Here is a 16465-nt window from a genome sequence, read left to right as displayed (position 1 = left end):
CTGAACGCGGACACCCGCGATTTTCGACTCAAACGAAACTCAAACGAAACTCAAATGAAACTCAAATGAAACTCAAACGATATTCTGGGCGAAACCGGCAGCCGTTTCCATGTCGACGGCAACGATCCGCGACACGCCCTGCTCCTGCATGGTCACGCCGATCAACTGCTGCGCCATTTCCATCGCGATCTTGTTGTGCGAGATGAACAGGAACTGGGTTTTGTCCGACATCGCCCGCACAAGGTTCGCGAAACGTTCCGTGTTGGCGTCGTCGAGCGGCGCGTCCACTTCGTCCAGCAGACAGAACGGCGCAGGATTCAACTGGAACATCGCGAACACCAGCGCGGTGGCAGTCAGCGCTTTCTCGCCGCCCGACAACAGGTGAATCGTAGAATTCTTCTTACCCGGTGGTTGCGCCATCACCTGCACGCCGGCGTCGAGAATTTCGTCGCCGGTCATGATCAGCTTCGCCTGGCCGCCACCAAAGAGACGTGGGAACAGTTCGCCGAAATGAAGGTTCACCTGGTCGAACGTGCCTTGCAGGAGCGTGCGCGTTTCCGCGTCGATCTTGCGGATGGCGTCTTCGAGCGTTTCGATCGCGCTGTTCAGGTCGGTCGATTGCGCGTCGAGGAACGACTTGCGCTCGGTCGCCGCCTTCAGTTCGTCGAGCGCGGCCATGTTGACCGGGCCCAACGCGGTAATGGCGTTGTTGATGCGTGTGACTTCACCCTGCAGGTACGACGGCTTCATGTCCGGCGTGAGCTTGGCCTGCAACTGCGCCTCGTCCACACCGGCCGCGGCCAGTTGCTCGATGAACTGCTCGCCGTTCAGGCGTGCCGCCTGTTCCTTCAACTGCAATTCGTTGATGCGATCGCGCAGCGGTTGCAGCGCGCGCTCGGCCGTGAGACGTGTTTCGTCGGCGGCACGCAGCTTGGTGGTGAGATCGTCCAGTTCGAGGCGCGCGGCGTGCAGCGCTTCTTCCTTGACCGCGCGAATATCGAGCGCGTCCTGCAAGCCGGTGTGCGCGGTCTGCTCGTTGATGGTTTCCAGTTCGACGCGCGCATCTTCAAGCGACGCCGCGACCCGCTCGCTCTGCTCGTGGGCAACCTGAATGCTGCGCTTCAATTCGTCGATGCGGTTCGCCATGTTGCGCGCCGCGAAGCGCGCGTCGGTGGCGGCGCGGTCGAGATCGCGCGCCTGGCCGCGCGCGACGGTGAGCGCTTCATCGAGCGCCTCGAAAGCGAGTTGATGATCTTCGAAACGTGCCTGCAATTCGGCGAGCTCACCATCGTGACGCTCGAAGTTCGCTTCCGACTCCGCGCGCATGGCGCGCTGCTCTTCGATCTGCGCGGTGATCTCTCCGAGTTCCTCGCGAATTTGCGTGCTGCGCTGGGTGTAACGCTCGTGCGCCTGGGTGAGCTTGAGCACGTCCATTTGCAAGGCATGCACGCGCTGCGTGGCGCGCTCCGCCTGCTGGCGCACGTCGGTCAACGCCTGGGCGGCTTGCGTGTGCGCGGCTTCGGCGCGGATCGCGGCGGCCTTCGCTTCGTCGGCGAGCAAGGCTTGCGCGCGAACCTGGCGCGCCAGATTTTCGATTTCCTGCTGACGGGCCAGCATGCCGGCCTGCTCGGAGTCGGCGGCGTACAGTTGCACGCCGACGCGCGTGACCACGTGTCCCGCCTTGACGACGAACGAGCCGCCTTCCGGCAATTGCGAACGCATCGCGAGTGCTTGCTGCAGGTCGTCGGCGACGAACGAGAGGCCGAGCCAGTCGTTCAGGACCGCGCGGATGCCCGCGTCGTCGATCCGCACCAGCGACAGCAGCGGCCGCAGCGCAGGCGGCGTGGCGGCCGGCTGGCCGGCAACCGGCGGCGCATAAAAGGCGAGCTTGGCGGGCGGCGCGTCGGTGGCGAACGCCTTGACCCAGTCGAGGTTCGATACTTCCAGCGCAGCGAGCCGCTCGCGCAGCACGGCCTCGAGCGCGGCTTCCCAGCCGGCTTCGACATGCAGCTTCTTCCACAGACGCGGCAGACTGCCCAGCTCGTGCTTCTCGAGCCACGGCTGGATCTTGCCTTCGGTCTGGACGTTTTCCTGCAACTGCTTGAGCGCGGCGAGGCGCGCGTCGAGCTGATGAATCTGCGCGCTTTCCGCCTGCACGCGCTCCTGCGCGGCGCGGCGTTCGCCGTCGAGGCGCGGCAGCGTTTCCTGCGCGTCGGCGAGCCGCGTTTGCGCGTCGTGCAGGATTTCCTCGTGCTCGGCGAGCTGCATGCGCAGGTCTTCGAGCTGCGCTTCGTCGGGGGCGTCGAGACCGCCCGCTTCCGACTTCAGGCGCTCGTGACGCGCCTGCAGTTGCTGCAATTGCTGATCGGCATTGCGCTGATGCGCGGCTTCGAGCTTGAGCGCCTGTTCGGTCTGCGCGATACCACCGCGCTCGGCGTTCAACTCCGTCTGCGCATCGCGCCAGCGCGCTTCGAGCGCGGGCATCGCGTCGTGCTTGGCGGCGGCTTCGTCTTCGGCGAGTGCGGCTTTTTCTTCAGCGACGGCCAATTGTTCTTCGGCGTCTTCGAGATCGTCTTGCGCTTTTTGCGCCTGCGACTGCCATTGCTCACGCTGCGCGTTCAGCGCGGCGATCTGCGCCTGCACGCGATTGCGCGATTCGACGATGAACTTGATCTCGGCTTCGAGCCGGCTGACTTCCGAATTCGCCTCGTAGAGCGCGCCTTGCGCGCCCTGCATCGCGTCGCTGGCGGAGTAATGCGCGACGCGCAGCGTTTCGAGTTGCGCTTCGACTTCGCGCAGCTTCGCGGTATGCGCTTCGAGGTCGATCTGGGCCTGTTCGATCGCGCGTTGCTGGCGCTCCTGCTCGCCGCCGGCTTCGTTCTTGCGCAACAGCCAGAGGAGCCGCTGCTTCTCTTCGCCGTCGGCCTGCAATTCCTTGTAGCGCGTGGCGACCACAGCCTGCGCTTCCAGTTTCTCGAGGTTCGCCCCAAGTTCGCGGACGATGTCCTCGACCCGCGTCAGATTCTCACGCGTATCGTGCAGACGGTTCTCGGTTTCGCGGCGGCGTTCCTTGTACTTCGACACGCCCGCGGCTTCTTCGAGGAACACGCGCAACTCTTCCGGCTTCGCCTCGATCAGGCGCGCGATCATGCCCTGCCCGATGATCGCGTACGCGCGCGGCCCGAGGCCGGTGCCGAGGAAGATGTCCTGAATGTCGCGGCGGCGCGCCGGCAGATTGTTGATGTAGTAGCTCGAGGTGCCGTCACGCGTGAGCACGCGCTTCACGGCGATTTCGGCATACTGCCCCCACTGGCCGGCGGCGCGGCCGTCGGCGTTGTCGAACACCAGTTCGACACTGGCGCGGCTACCGGGCTTGCGCGCGGTTGAGCCATTGAAGATCACGTCCTGCATCGACTCGCCGCGCAGCTCGGAGGCGCGCGATTCGCCGAGCACCCAGCGCACGGCGTCGATGATGTTGGACTTGCCGCACCCATTCGGTCCGACCACGCCGACTAGCTGGCCCGGGACCTGGAAATGCGTAGGATCGACGAATGACTTGAAGCCAGCGAGTTTGATCGAGGTCAGACGCACGGCGATTTCGCTGTTTGAAAAGGGAAAAAAATAGGTGGCTCGTGAAGGCCACGCCAGCCGTTCGCCGATAAAGCGACACGGCCCGCGAACCCTCGGGCCTCGGGTGCCGGCTTCATGCGGTGAGGCATGCGCCGGCTAATGAGGGGCAATCATACCATCGCGCGTGGGCGGTTTTTGCCGTCCTTACGGTCGTCGACGCCGGTAGCGCGTCCGTCGGCGAGACTCTCCTCCTGAATGGCCGGATCGGGCGGCATGGCCTTGGTCCGATGCACCCAACTGGACAGCGCCGAAGCCAGCACGATGCACGCGCCACCCGCCCATTCGCGCGGACCGGGCGTCTCGCCGGCGAAGAGCCACGCGGACAGCGCCGTGACCACGATCTCGAACAGCATGATGATCGACGCGCGATTGGCCGGCACGCGCGACAGCCCGTATTGCACCAGCATATTGTTCGACGCCAGCAGAAAGCCGAGGCCGAGCACCAGCCAGGCGGCCGTGCCGAGATGCGCGCCAGTGGGCGGCGTGGGCATCGCCTCGAACAGCGAGGCACAGGCACTGAACAGCGCCGCGCCGCCGAAGATCGTCGCGGTGCGCATTTCCGGCTTCATGTCCGGCAACACGCGGCTGGTCTTGAGAATCAGCACGTTGCTCATGGCGAAGCCCATGCCGCCGGCGAGGCCTGCCCATTCGGCGAGATTGCCGGGCACGGGGATGCCCAGTTGCGGCGACCACAGCATGGTCATCGCGCCGGCCAGCGATAGCGCCGCCAGGCCCGCGCCCGACCACGTCAGCCGTTCGTGCAGGATGAAGTGCGCGAAGAGCGCCGTCCAGGCGGGAGTGAGATAGAACAGCAGCAGCACGCGCATCACCTGGCCGTGAATCGAGCCCCACACGAAACCGAGGTTGGTGATGCCCGCTGCCAGCGCGAGCGCCGGCAGCAACCAGTGCCAGCGTACGGTCTTGAGCGCGCGATAGCGCACCAGCAGTACGAACAGGCAGCCGGCGCCGCTCGTCAGCGCACTGGCTGCCGTGCCCGTCACACCGAGCGCGGCCAGCATGCGCAATGGATACCAGATCACGCCCCACACCGACGCGCCCAGCATGATCGCGAGCGTCGGCCAACCGTTGCGAAGCCAGTTGGTCATGGTGCGGGGCTCCTTGCGGAGGTGTTCGGCGTGTTTCTGTCGCGGACTGCGGTGCTCGTTGCGCTGGCGCTGGTGGCGTTCAGGCCGAGGACTGCGGCGGTCCTCGCAAGGGCGCTAGTGGCGTTCCTACCGAGGACTCCGGGGCTCCTGCGCCTGTTGTGTCCGGTTGTCTCCAAGACTGCTGCGTACATTGCTGCTCCTGCTTCTTTTTTGCGCGAACCGTCGGCGGTTCGCGTCGTTCCCGCTGCAGCGCATTGCCTGCGCCGCCTGGCGGGTTGCGCCGTTGCTCAACGGCGCGATGCCCTCACGTGCTCAACTCGTCAACTTGCCTTTACGGCGCGGCCGTGGATCGCCTGTGTGTGCCGCCGGTGCCATACCCGCCCGTGAGCGGCTGCGCCACGCCACGCCATGCGCGCCACGCTATAATCATCCGCTTGCCGCTCTGCCATGTGTTTCGCGCCGGTTGTGCGCTTTACCACCGGCGCGCGTGCCCCGCTTCTTTCCGCATCCGTCTGTGCCTACCTTCGATCAGGCTCGATCCGCCCAGTGAATCCGCTACTCGACTCCCTTCAGCCCTACCCGTTCGAAAAGCTGCGCGCGCTTTTCGCGGATGTCACGCCGACCGCCGGCCTCGCGCATATCAGCTTCGGCATCGGCGAACCGAAACATCCCACGCCCGCGCTGATTCGCGACGCCGTGGTGGCCTCGCTCGGCGGCTTGTCCTCGTATCCGGCCACGATCGGGTCGCCGGCGCTGCGCGAGTCGATTGCAAAGTGGGTCACGCAACGCTACAACCTGCCGCCGGTCGATCCGGCCACCCAGGTGTTGCCGGTTTCGGGTTCGCGCGAGGCGTTGTTCGCGCTCGCGCAAACCGTGATCGATCCGAAAAAGAATGCTGACGGCGAGCCTGCGATCGTACTCTGTCCGAACCCGTTCTACCAAATCTACGAGGGCGCCGCGATTCTGGCCGGCGCGCAGCCGTACTTCGTGAATAGCGACCCGGCGCGCAACTTCGCCTGCGACTACTCGGCGGTGCCGGCCGACATCTGGGCGCGCACGCAACTGCTCTATGTCTGCTCACCCGGCAATCCGACCGGCGCGGTGCTCACGCTCGACGACTGGCGCGAACTGTTCGCGCTGTCGGACCGTTACGGCTTCGTGATCGCCTCGGACGAGTGCTACTCCGAAATCTATTTCGACGAAGCCAACCCGCCGCTCGGCGGCCTGGAAGCGGCGCACAAGCTCGGCCGCGGTTTCGAGCGTCTCGTCATGCTGTCGAGCCTGTCCAAGCGTTCGAACGTGCCGGGCATGCGCTCGGGCTTCGTCGCGGGCGACGCGGCGATCCTCAAGGACTTCCTGCTATACCGGACATACCACGGCGCGGCCTTGTCGACGGTATTCCAGAGTGCCAGCATCGTGGCCTGGAACGACGAGACGCACGTGCGCGAGAACCGCGCGAAGTACGTGCAGAAGTTTTCCACCGTGACGCCGATGCTCGCCGAAGTGCTCGACGTGCGTCTGCCGGACGCCGCGTTCTACCTGTGGGCGGACGTCTCGCGCACGGGCCTCACGGACACCGAGTTCGCCCAGCGCCTCTACGCCGACTATAATGTGACGGTTCTGCCGGGCTCGTTCCTCGCGCGCACTGCGCACGGCGTGAACCCCGGCCGCAATTTCGTGCGCATGGCGCTCGTCGCCGACGTCGACGAATGCACGCAGGGCGCGCAGCGGATCGTCGATTTTTGCCACGCGCTGGCGGGTTGAATTTTCGTTGATCGCAACCCCGCGCACCGCATCCCTTCTTCCGACTTCAACTCTTCGATAAAGCACGCATATGTCGCAACAACTTCAGCAGATCATTGACACCGCCTGGGAAAACCGCGCCGAACTGTCGCCGAAGGCCGCTCCGGCCGACGTGCGCGAAGCCGTCGCCCACGCTATCGAGCAACTGGACAAGGGCGCGCTGCGCGTCGCGGAAAAGAAGGATGGCGACTGGGTCGTCAATCAGTGGCTGAAGAAAGCCGTGCTGCTGTCGTTCCGCCTGGAAGACAACGCGCCGATGCCGGCCGGCGGCTACTCGCAGTTCTACGACAAGGTGCCGTCGAAGTTCGCCAACTACACCGCTGAAGACTTCGCCGCCGGCGGCTTCCGCGTGGTGCCGCCCGCCATCGCGCGCCGCGGCTCGTTCATCGCGAAGAACGTCGTGCTGATGCCGTCGTACACCAACATCGGCGCGTATGTTGACGAAGGCTCGATGGTCGACACGTGGGCCACCGTCGGTTCGTGCGCGCAGATCGGCAAGAACGTTCACCTGTCGGGTGGCGTGGGCATCGGCGGCGTGCTGGAGCCGCTGCAGGCGAACCCTGTGATCATCGAAGACAACTGCTTTATCGGCGCGCGTTCGGAAGTGGTGGAAGGCGTGATCGTCGAAGAAAACTCGGTGATCTCGATGGGCGTGTACCTCGGCCAGAGCACCAAGATTTACGACCGCGAAACCGGCGAAGTCACGTATGGCCGCATTCCGGCGGGCTCGGTGGTGGTGGCGGGCAACCTGCCGTCGAAAGACGGCTCGCACAGCCTCTACTGCGCCGTGATCGTCAAGAAGGTCGACGCCAAGACGCGCGCGAAGGTCGGCCTGAACGAGCTGCTGCGAGGCGACTGATGGCGCGCGGCACCAAAACCGTCGTCTACGGCATCCCGAACTGCGACACCGTGAAGAAAGCCCGTGTGTGGCTGGAAGAGCACGGCGTCGAGTTCGAGTTCCACGACTTCAAGAAACACGGCGTGACCGAACCGCTCGTGCAGGACTGGCTGAAAGACGTGAAGCTCGACGCCTTGCTGAACCGGCGCGGCACCACGTGGCGCGCGCTGTCCGACGACATGAAAGCGGCCGCGGATACGCAGTCGGGCGCGATCGCGTTGATGATCCACAAGCCGTCGGTGATCAAGCGGCCGGTGCTGGTGGTCAACGGGCGGGTCAAGTCGCTCGGCTTTTCCGCGGACGAGTACACCGCGCTGTTCGCGTAAGAGCAGCGCTGTCCGTCTGATCCGGCGCGCGAAGCTGAACGCCGGAGCGGGCGGCCGGCTCGGGCGCAAGTCTCGGCGCTCGCGCCGAACGCAACACGCAGTAAAACGCGGCCTCGGCCGCGTGACTCAAAAAGCTGTTGCCGGCTGCGGTGTTCAACCGCCAGCCGGCATTTTTTCATTTCAAAGTGGCTGTATCGAATCCATGTCCGGCACCCTCGCCCTTACCGAACAACTGATCGCGCGCGCGTCCGTCACGCCCGACGATCAGCATTGCCAGCGTCTTTTGATCGAGCGCCTGTCCGCGCTCGGCTTCGAGCACGAGACGATCGAATCGAACGGCGTGACCAACCTGTGGGCCGTCAAACGCGGCGTCGACGGCACCGCGGGCAAGCTGCTCGCATTCGCCGGCCATACCGACGTGGTGCCGACCGGCCCGCTCGAACAATGGCACTCGGCACCGTTCGAGCCGACCCATCGTGACGGCAAGCTGTACGGCCGTGGCGCGGCGGACATGAAAGCGTCGATCGCGGGCTTCGTGGTGGCGAGCGAGGAGTTCGTCGCCGCGCACCCGGCGCACCGCGGCTCGATCGCCTTCCTCATTACGAGCGACGAAGAAGGCCCCGCCACCGACGGCACCGTGAAGGTCGTCGAAGCGTTGCAGGCGCGCGGCGAGCGCATGGACTACTGCATCGTCGGCGAACCGACTTCGAGCGCGCAATTCGGCGACATGGTGAAGAACGGCCGGCGCGGTTCGATGTCCGGCAAGCTGATCGTCAAGGGCGTGCAAGGCCATATCGCCTATCCGCATCTGGCGAAGAATCCGGTGCATCTGCTCGCGCCCGCGCTGGCCGAACTGGTCGCCGAACGCTGGGACGACGGCAACGAATATTTCCCGCCCACCACGTGGCAGGTGTCGAACATTCACAGCGGCACTGGCGCGACCAATGTGATTCCGGGCCATGCGGACGTGATGTTCAACTTCCGCTTCTCGACGGCAAGCACGGTGGAAGGTCTGCAGGCGCGCGTGCACGCGATCCTCGACAAGCATGATCTCGACTACGATCTGCAATGGACCGTGAGCGGCCTGCCGTTTCTCACGCCGCGCGGCGATCTGTCGAATGCGCTCGCCAAGGCGATCAAGGACGAAACCGGCGTGAGCACGGAACTGTCGACCACGGGCGGCACCTCGGACGGCCGCTTCATCGCGCGCATCTGCAAGCAGGTGATCGAATTCGGCCCGCTGAACGCCAGCATCCACAAGATCGACGAACATATCGAAGTCGCACACATCGAGCCGCTGAAGAACGTGTATCGCCGCGTGCTCGAACAACTGATTGCGTGACCCAAGGACTATTTGCGATGACGCTCCCGTTTTCCACCGTTCGCGACCTGCTGCGTTTCGCGGTCTCGCGCTTCAACCAGGCCGATCTGTCGTTCGGCCACGGCTCGGCCAATGCCTACGACGAAGCCGTCTATCTGGTCCTGCACACGCTGCATCTGCCGCTCGATCTGCTGGACCCGTTTCTCGACGCGCGTTTGACCACGGCTGAAATCGACGCCGTGCTGAACGTGATCGAGCGCCGCGCCACCGAACGCGTGCCGGCCGCCTACATCACGCAGGAAGCGTGGATGCACGGCTTCCGCTTCCACGTGGACGAGCGCGTGATCGTGCCGCGTTCGTTCATCGGCGAATTGCTGCAGGACGGTTTGCAGCCCTACGTGGAAGATCCTGAACAGGTGAGCGCCGTGCTGGAGTTGTGCACCGGCTCCGGCTGCCTCGCGATCCTCGCCGCGCATGCGTTCCAGAACGCGGATATCGACGCGGTAGATCTGTCGGCGCCCGCGCTCGAAGTCGCCGCGCGCAACGTCTCGGACTACAAGCTCGACGACCGCGTCGCCCTGTTCGAAGGCGATCTGTACGCGCCGCTCGCCGAGCGCCGCTACGACGTGATCATCAGCAACCCGCCGTATGTGAACGCGGCGTCGATGCAGGAACTGCCGCCCGAATACAAGCACGAGCCGGACATGGCGCTGGCGGGCGGCGTCGACGGCATGGACATCGTGCGCCGGATCATCGCCGAAGCGCGCAACTGGCTGACCGACGAAGGCGTACTGGTCGTCGAAATCGGCAACGAGCGGGCGCACGTGGAAGCGGCGTTCGGCGGGCTCGATCTCGTCTGGCTGTCGACCAGTGCCGGCGACGATAACGTGTTCCTGATCCAGGCGGCTGATTTGCCGGTTTGAGGTTTTAGCGCTTCTTCGGGATGCGGTGCGCGTGGCGGGAGTTGTCCCGCTGTGCGTAGCGCTTCCAAGCGAAGCCGCTTTACCGGGCGCTCGCTTTGCGCTCAACTCAGCGTGTCGCTTCAAGGCGAAGCCGCTCTCACAAGCGCTCGCTTTGAGCCCAACTCTCGACCGGGTTCCCCAAGCTCAACTCGCGCGCTTCCGACCTGGCAAAAAGAAAAAATGTCTTGCCCACGTCGACCACACTGCATTCAGGCACGCGCCCCTGAAGCTTGACCGTGGCTTGACCATTCCCCACCCTCAACGCACGCACGTTCGGTAAGATGAGCGCGGTCAGCTGCCTGGCGCTCATCGAGCCGGCTTGGGCAGCGCTTCGCCAACCCAACGCCTGCCTATGCAATTCGACCTGCTTCACATCGGCACGCTGGTCGCCCTCTGCCACATTCTCGGCGTGGCCGCGGCATGCCACGCGATTCTCAATACCCGCACTTCGCAAGGCGCGATCGCGTGGGCCGTGTCGCTGGTCGCGATGCCTTATCTGACGCTGGTGCCGTATCTGTTCCTTGGCCGCAGCAAGTTTGCCGGCTACGCGGACGCACGCCGCGTCGAAAACGAATTGTTGCGCACGCGCGCGCATCCGCCGGAATGGGACACGCGCGCCTCGTCGGCGGGACTGCCTACGCTGGAGCTCGGTGGCCGGCTCGTGCATTCGCTCACCCGCCTCGGCGGCATGCCGTTTCTGCCTGGCAACTCGGTACGCACGCTGGTGAACGGCGCGGCGACCTTCGAGGCCATCTTCGACGCGATCGAGAACGCGCGCCGCTATGTCATCGTGCAGTTCTTCATCGTGCGCGACGACGCGCTCGGCGAGATGCTCAAAGACGCATTGATCGCCAAAGCGCAACAAGGCGTGCGCGTCTATTTCCTGTACGACAGCATCGGCAGCTTCGATCTGCCGCACCGCTATGTGGCGGCGCTGCGCGCGGGCGGCGTGGAGACGCATCCATTCGCCACCAATCGCCGCTTCGTCAACCGTCTGCAACTAAACTTCCGCAATCACCGCAAGATCGTTTCGGTGGATGGCGAACGCGCGTTTGTCGGCGGGCATAACGTGGGCGTGGAATATCTCGGCGGCAAGCCGCCGCTCTCGCCGTGGCGCGATACGCATATCGAGGTGCGAGGCCCGGCGGTCGCCAGCATCCAGTTCGTGTTCACGGAAGACTGGCACTGGGCCACTCAGCAGTTGCCCGAGTTCGACATGCCGCCCGCTCCGGTCGCCGACCCCGCCGCGGGCCAAGGCATGCACTGTCTCGTCGTGCCGAGCGGTCCGGCGGACAAGCAGGAGACCTGCTCGCTCTTTTTCGTCGAAGCGATCAACGCGGCGCGCGAGCGGATCTGGATCACCTCGCCCTATCTGGTTCCCGACGAGTCCGTGTTCGCGGCGTTGCGGCTCGCGGCCCTGCGCGGCGTGGACGTGCGTATTCTGATTCCGAGCCGGCGCGATCACCTTGTGGTGTTCGCCGCCTCGAAACTGTATGCGTACGACTCGCTACGCGCGGGGATCCGGATCTTCCGCTACCAGCCGGGCTTCCTGCATCAGAAGGTGGTGCTGATCGACAGCGTGGCCGCGGCAATCGGCAGCGCGAATCTCGACAATCGTTCGTTCCGGCTGAACTTCGAGATCATGGTGCTGACCGTGGATCGCGGCTTCGCCAAGGAGGTCGAAACGATGTTGCTGGCCGACTTCGCCGAATCGCGCGAAATCGACCGCAACGAGTACCGCAAGGCTACCGCTTTGAAACGCGTGTTGATGCATGTGGCGCGTCTCTTTTCGCCGATCCTGTAGCGGCCGCTGGCTTACAGCAGCTTTTCGATGTCCTCGGTGATCGCCTCAGGCTTCGTCAGCGGCGCATAGCGCTTCACCACGTTGCCGTCGCGGCCGATCAGGAACTTGGTGAAATTCCATTTGATCGCTTCCAGCCCCAGCAGGCCCGGCGCCTCACCCGTCAGATAGCGGAACAGCGGATGCGCGTTCGCACCGTTCACGTCGACCTTGTCGAACATCGGGAACGTCACGCCATAGTTCTTTTCGCAGAAGCTGCCGATCTGCGCGGCGTCGCCAGGCTCCTGCTTGCCGAACTGGTTGCAGGGAAACCCGAGCACCGCGAGCCCGCGTGCCGCGTAGGTGTCGAACAGCTTCTGCAAACCCGCGTACTGCGGCGTGAACCCGCATTCGCTCGCCGTGTTGACGATCAACAAAACCTTACCTTCATACTGCCCGAGGCTGACTTCCTCGCCACCCAACGTGCTTGCCGAAAACGAATAAATCGATGTCATGTGCTCCCCCCGTGAAAGCCGTCAGTCTATGCCAAAAGCTTCGCCGGTACAGTCGGCCGAATGGCCGATCCCGGTTGAGCGCCCTGTGTCGGGCCCGGCAGTCTAAAATAGCGGTTTTCTTCAGCCGGCCTCTTCGTGATCCGCTTTAACCAGTTCAGCCTCGCGCGCGGCACCAAGCCGCTCTTCGACAACACCACGTTCACCCTCAACCCCGGCGAAAAGGCCGGCCTGGTGGGGGCGAACGGCGCGGGCAAGTCGACGCTGTTCGCCGTGCTGCTCGGCGAACTGCATGCGGACGGCGGTGATTTTTCGATCCCGCCGAACTGGCAGATCGCCCACGTCGCGCAGGAAACACCTGCCGCGGACAAAACCGCCCTCGCCTACACGCTGGATGGCGACGCCGCGTTGCGCGCGATCGAAGCGGCGATTGCCGCCGCCTCCGCCGCGCATGACGGCGCGGCCGAAGGCGAAGCGCACGCCGCGTTTGCCGACGCCGACGGCTACACCGCGCCCGCGCGCGCCGAAGCCCTGCTGCTCGGCCTCGGCTTCACGCTCGAACAGACCCGCGAGCCGGTCAGCAGCTTCTCGGGCGGCTGGCGCATGCGGCTGAATCTGGCGCAGGCGCTGATGTGCCGCTCCGACCTGCTGCTGCTCGACGAACCAACCAACCACCTGGACCTCGACGCGATCGTCTGGCTGGAAGACTGGCTGGCCCGTTATCCGGGCACGCTGATCGTGATCTCGCACGACCGCGAATTCCTCGACTCGGTCTGCAATGTCACGCTGCATCTGGAACAGCAGCAGATCAAGCGTTACGGTGGCAACTACTCGCAATTCGAAGTGCTGCGCGCGCAGCAGATCGCGTTGCAGCAAAGTGCGTACGAAAAGCAGCAGCGCACGGTCGAGCATTTGCAGAGCTACATCAACCGCTTCAAGGCGCAGGCCACCAAGGCGCGCCAGGCGCAGAGCCGCGTCAAGGCGTTGGAAAAGATGGAACTGATCGCGCCGGCGCATGCGTCCTCGCCGTTCACGTTCGAATTCCGCACGCCCGATTCCGCGCCGAACCCGATGATGGTGATGGAAGACGTGCGCTGCGGTTACCGCAGCGAGGTCGATCCCGGCGTCGAGATTCCGATCGTCGATCACGTCATGCTGTCGATCCAGAACGGTCAGCGCATCGGCCTGCTCGGCGCGAACGGCCAGGGCAAGTCCACGCTGATCAAGACGCTCGCCGGCACGCTCGAGGCGCTCGGCGGCCACGTGCGCGAAGGCAAGGGGCTGCGCATCGGCTACTTCGCGCAGCATCAGCTCGAAACCCTGCGCCCGGACGACACGCCGTTGCAGCACCTCGCTCGCCTCGCGCCGGACACGCGCGAGCAGGAATTGCGCGACTTCCTCGGCAGCTTCAATTTTTCCGGCGAGATGGCGACCTCGAAGATCGCGCCCTTCTCCGGCGGCGAGAAAGCCCGCCTCGCGCTCGCGCTGATCATCTGGCAAAAGCCGAACCTGCTGCTGCTCGACGAACCGACGAACCACCTGGATCTCGAAACACGTCACGCGCTGACCATGGCGCTCGCGCAGTTCGAAGGCACGCTGATTCTGGTGTCGCACGACCGGCACTTGCTGCGCGCCACCACGGATCAATTCATGCTGGTCGCGAAACATCGTCTGCAGGAATTCGATGGCGACCTCGATGACTACCGCGACTGGCTGCTCCAGCATGCGGCCGAGCAGCGCGCGGCGCTCAAGGCGGGCGCGGCGTCGAGCGGGGGCAATGGCGGCGACGCCGGCGCGGACAACGGCGTGAACCGCAAGGAACAGCGGCGCCTGGAAGCGGAAACGCGTCAAAAGCTCGCGCACCTGAAAAAACCGCTGCAAAGCCGGATCACGAAGATCGAAAAGGAAATGGACGCGCTCAACGCGGAGAAGGCGACGCTCGATGCGTTCGTCGTCGATCCGGCGAGTTACGAGCCCGAGCAGAAAAGCAAACTGACGGAGGCGATCCGCCGTCAGGCAGATGTGAACGCGCGCCTCGAAACGCTCGAAGCCGAATGGCTCGAGACTCATGAGGAACTCGAACAAATCGGCTAGCGGCACGCTGTTTCAGGTCCGCGCCGGCATCGACGGGAGGCTGGCTTTGTCATCCGCGACATCATCCGTCTCAACGCCAGGGTCATCGGCTGGGTCATCGGCGGCGGCTTCGGCCAAGTCTTCGGCTACCTCACCGGCGGCGACTTCGGCCAACTCATCCGCTACCTCATCGGCGGCGACTTCGGCCGCATCTCCGGCTGCCGCTTTGGCCAGGTCATCGGCTACTTCACGGGCAGCGAGTTCGGCCGCTTCGTCGGCTGTCTCCGCGCCGCCCGCACTGCAAGGGCTGCGCGTGCTCGACCTGACGCGCCTGCTGCCGGGCCCGGTCGCCGCCCTGCGGCTCGCAGAACTGGGCGCCGACGTGCTAAAGATCGAAGCGCCCGGCGCCGGCGACCCCACACGCACGATGATGCAGTCGTCGAGCGATCGCGTGGCGGGGCGGCCCGGCGCGTTTTACCGGCTGGTGAATCGCGGCAAGCGCGAAACGCGCCTCGACCTCAAGTCCGAAGCGGGACGCAACGTGCTGTGCGCGCTCGCGGCGGAAGCGGACGTGCTGATCGAGAGTTTCCGGCCCGGCGTGATGGAGCGGCTGGGCCTCGGTTACGAAACGCTGCGCGCGCTCAATCCGCGGCTGGTCTTCTGCGCGATCAGCGGATACGGCGCGAGCGGTCCGTTCGTCGATCATGCCGGACACGATCTGAACTACATCGGCTACGCGGGCGTGCTGGATCAACTGGCTGGCCGTGACGGTGCGCCGATCCTGCCGAATTTCCAGATTGCCGACCTGCTCGGCGGCGCCTTGAGCGCGGTCACGCAGATTCTCGCGGCGCTATGGCATGTGTCGCGCGGCGGCGAAGGCCGCTTCGTCGATGTCTCCATGACGCATGCCACCTACGCGCACAACGTCGTGGCTCAGGTCGCGCTCGCTAACGAAGGCGTGGCGCCTGCCGTCGGCGCCGGTCTGCTGAATGGCGGCGTGCCTTGCTACAACCTGTATCGCACGCTCGATAACCGCTGGCTCGCGGTCGGCGCGCTCGAACTGAAGTTCTGGGAGACGCTCTGCATGGCGCTCGACCGGCCCGAATGGGCCACGCGCCACTGGAGTCTCGGCCAGGCCATCGGCGGCCCGGACGCCGCCGCGCTCATCCAGGAATTCGCCGACGTGATCGGCAAGCGTCCGCTGGAAGAATGGGTTTTGCTGCTGGAGCCGCTCGACTGCTGTGTCTCGCCGGTGCTGACGGCGGCCGAAGCCGCGCGGCATCCGCTGTTCAATCCGCAGGCTTACGATGCGGCGAGTGCAGACGGTGCAGACGAGAAAGACAGGTTGATCAGGTAGCGCGCGGGTGAATTTGTTCGGCGGGCCAGTCCAGGCTGGTCGGCAAAACGGCGCTTGATACGAAGCGCGTTCGCTCCCGTCAGCCTCATTGGCCGCATTGGCGGCGTTGGCGGCGCTGGCCTCGTCGCGCCATTTGCGGCATTGGCCTCATGTGGCATGAGCGGCAACTGGGGCACAAAACCAATCATTAACCCCGCCGCGCAGGTCCGCGCCGCGCCCCAGAAGCCCTCAGCGCCGCGCCACCGTCTGCCGCGGCAAAGTCTGACGCGGCGTCTTTTCGTCGTCGTACAGCACATGCTTGCGGCCTTCCACATGACGGTTGATGGTCGCGCGGACTTCGGCGGCCGTGGCGTCTTCGGCCACGACCCGCCGCGAGATCTGCCCCGCCGTGTCGATCCATTCGACGATCCGGCAGGCGCCGCCCCACGGCTGGCGAATAGGCGCGGAGACGCGGCAGCCGCGCACCTGGATCGGCTGCTCGGCTACGGTTTCATATGACTGTTTCAAGGCGCGATCCTTTTTCGGGCATCAGAAGGGATGCATACCCTTGCAGCTTAGGAAAAAGGAATGTCGGGTAGGTTACAGCCAATATGGAGATATTTACCGGCCATTACGGAACGTCGGGCGCCCCCAACCGCCCCCCCCCCCCGCGATTAGCGCGGGCGGGCCCCGGCGATACCCCGTTGGCTACCCGCGC

At 64.9% G+C, this 16465-nt stretch carries 12 protein-coding genes; 8 read left to right on the top strand and 4 right to left on the bottom strand.

Translation table 11 applies throughout. The features are described 5' to 3' along the window. Positions 1–72: 72 nt before the first annotated feature. Both smc and PQR32_RS30745 read right to left on the bottom strand, forming a co-directional pair. Positions 73–3591, bottom strand: a complete 3519-nt coding sequence (gene smc, locus PQR32_RS30750; RefSeq protein WP_408236019.1) for a chromosome segregation protein SMC — start codon at positions 3589–3591, stop codon at positions 73–75. A 149-nt stretch (positions 3592–3740) separates the two neighbouring features. Then, entirely contained in the window at positions 3741–4736 is a 996-nt protein-coding gene (locus tag PQR32_RS30745; protein ID WP_408236016.1) for a DMT family transporter, read from the bottom strand. A gap of 546 nt (positions 4737–5282) precedes the next feature. Between PQR32_RS30745 and dapC the strand changes: the two genes are divergently transcribed. The 6 genes from dapC (at position 5283) to cls (ending at position 11850) form a co-directional block, all read left to right on the top strand. After that, on the top strand, positions 5283–6500 hold the full coding sequence (gene dapC / locus PQR32_RS30740; protein ID WP_408236013.1) for a succinyldiaminopimelate transaminase: 1218 nt from the start codon (positions 5283–5285) through the stop codon (positions 6498–6500). A gap of 70 nt (positions 6501–6570) precedes the next feature. Beyond that, complete coding sequence (gene dapD, locus PQR32_RS30735; RefSeq protein ID WP_128595311.1) at positions 6571–7398, top strand: 2,3,4,5-tetrahydropyridine-2,6-dicarboxylate N-succinyltransferase; 828 nt, start codon at positions 6571–6573, stop codon at positions 7396–7398. After that, on the top strand, positions 7398–7763 hold the full coding sequence (locus PQR32_RS30730; RefSeq protein ID WP_012433461.1) for an ArsC family reductase: 366 nt from the start codon (positions 7398–7400) through the stop codon (positions 7761–7763). The genes dapD and PQR32_RS30730 overlap by 1 nt, the downstream gene beginning before the upstream one ends. A gap of 202 nt (positions 7764–7965) precedes the next feature. Further along, positions 7966–9105, top strand: coding sequence for a succinyl-diaminopimelate desuccinylase (gene dapE, locus PQR32_RS30725; RefSeq protein WP_408236009.1), 1140 nt, complete (start codon positions 7966–7968; stop codon positions 9103–9105). 17 nt (positions 9106–9122) lie between these two features. Beyond that, the gene (gene prmB / locus PQR32_RS30720) at positions 9123–10007 is read left to right on the top strand and encodes a 50S ribosomal protein L3 N(5)-glutamine methyltransferase (RefSeq protein ID WP_408236006.1); all 885 of its coding nucleotides are present in this window, start codon (positions 9123–9125) and stop codon (positions 10005–10007) included. 391 nt (positions 10008–10398) lie between these two features. Next, positions 10399–11850, top strand: coding sequence for a cardiolipin synthase (gene cls / locus PQR32_RS30715; protein WP_408236003.1), 1452 nt, complete (start codon positions 10399–10401; stop codon positions 11848–11850). Between the two features lie 11 nt (positions 11851–11861). On the opposite strand, the gene PQR32_RS30710 is transcribed toward cls, so the two are convergent. Beyond that, positions 11862–12341, bottom strand: a complete 480-nt coding sequence (locus tag PQR32_RS30710; RefSeq protein WP_408236000.1) for a glutathione peroxidase — start codon at positions 12339–12341, stop codon at positions 11862–11864. A gap of 135 nt (positions 12342–12476) precedes the next feature. On the opposite strand from PQR32_RS30710, the gene PQR32_RS30705 reads away from it, so the two are divergent. Together PQR32_RS30705 and PQR32_RS30700 are read left to right on the top strand one after the other, a co-directional pair. Beyond that, positions 12477–14432, top strand: a complete 1956-nt coding sequence (locus PQR32_RS30705; protein ID WP_408235997.1) for an ATP-binding cassette domain-containing protein — start codon at positions 12477–12479, stop codon at positions 14430–14432. Between the two features lie 277 nt (positions 14433–14709). Beyond that, positions 14710–15768: a CaiB/BaiF CoA transferase family protein gene (locus PQR32_RS30700; protein ID WP_408236171.1), complete on the top strand. Its 1059-nt coding sequence runs from the start codon at positions 14710–14712 to the stop codon at positions 15766–15768. Between the two features lie 228 nt (positions 15769–15996). Here the strand turns inward: PQR32_RS30700 and PQR32_RS30695 are convergent, their stop codons facing one another. Continuing rightward, the gene (locus PQR32_RS30695; RefSeq protein WP_408203878.1) at positions 15997–16275 is read right to left on the bottom strand and encodes a DUF2866 domain-containing protein; all 279 of its coding nucleotides are present in this window, start codon (positions 16273–16275) and stop codon (positions 15997–15999) included. Positions 16276–16465: the final 190 nt, after the last annotated feature.

This window comes from Paraburkholderia dipogonis (genome assembly GCF_046027395.1).
Lineage (GTDB): Bacteria > Pseudomonadota > Gammaproteobacteria > Burkholderiales > Burkholderiaceae > Paraburkholderia > Paraburkholderia dipogonis_A.
Note: the sequence above shows the minus strand (reverse complement) of the source record. Positions and strands in the feature narration are given on the sequence as shown.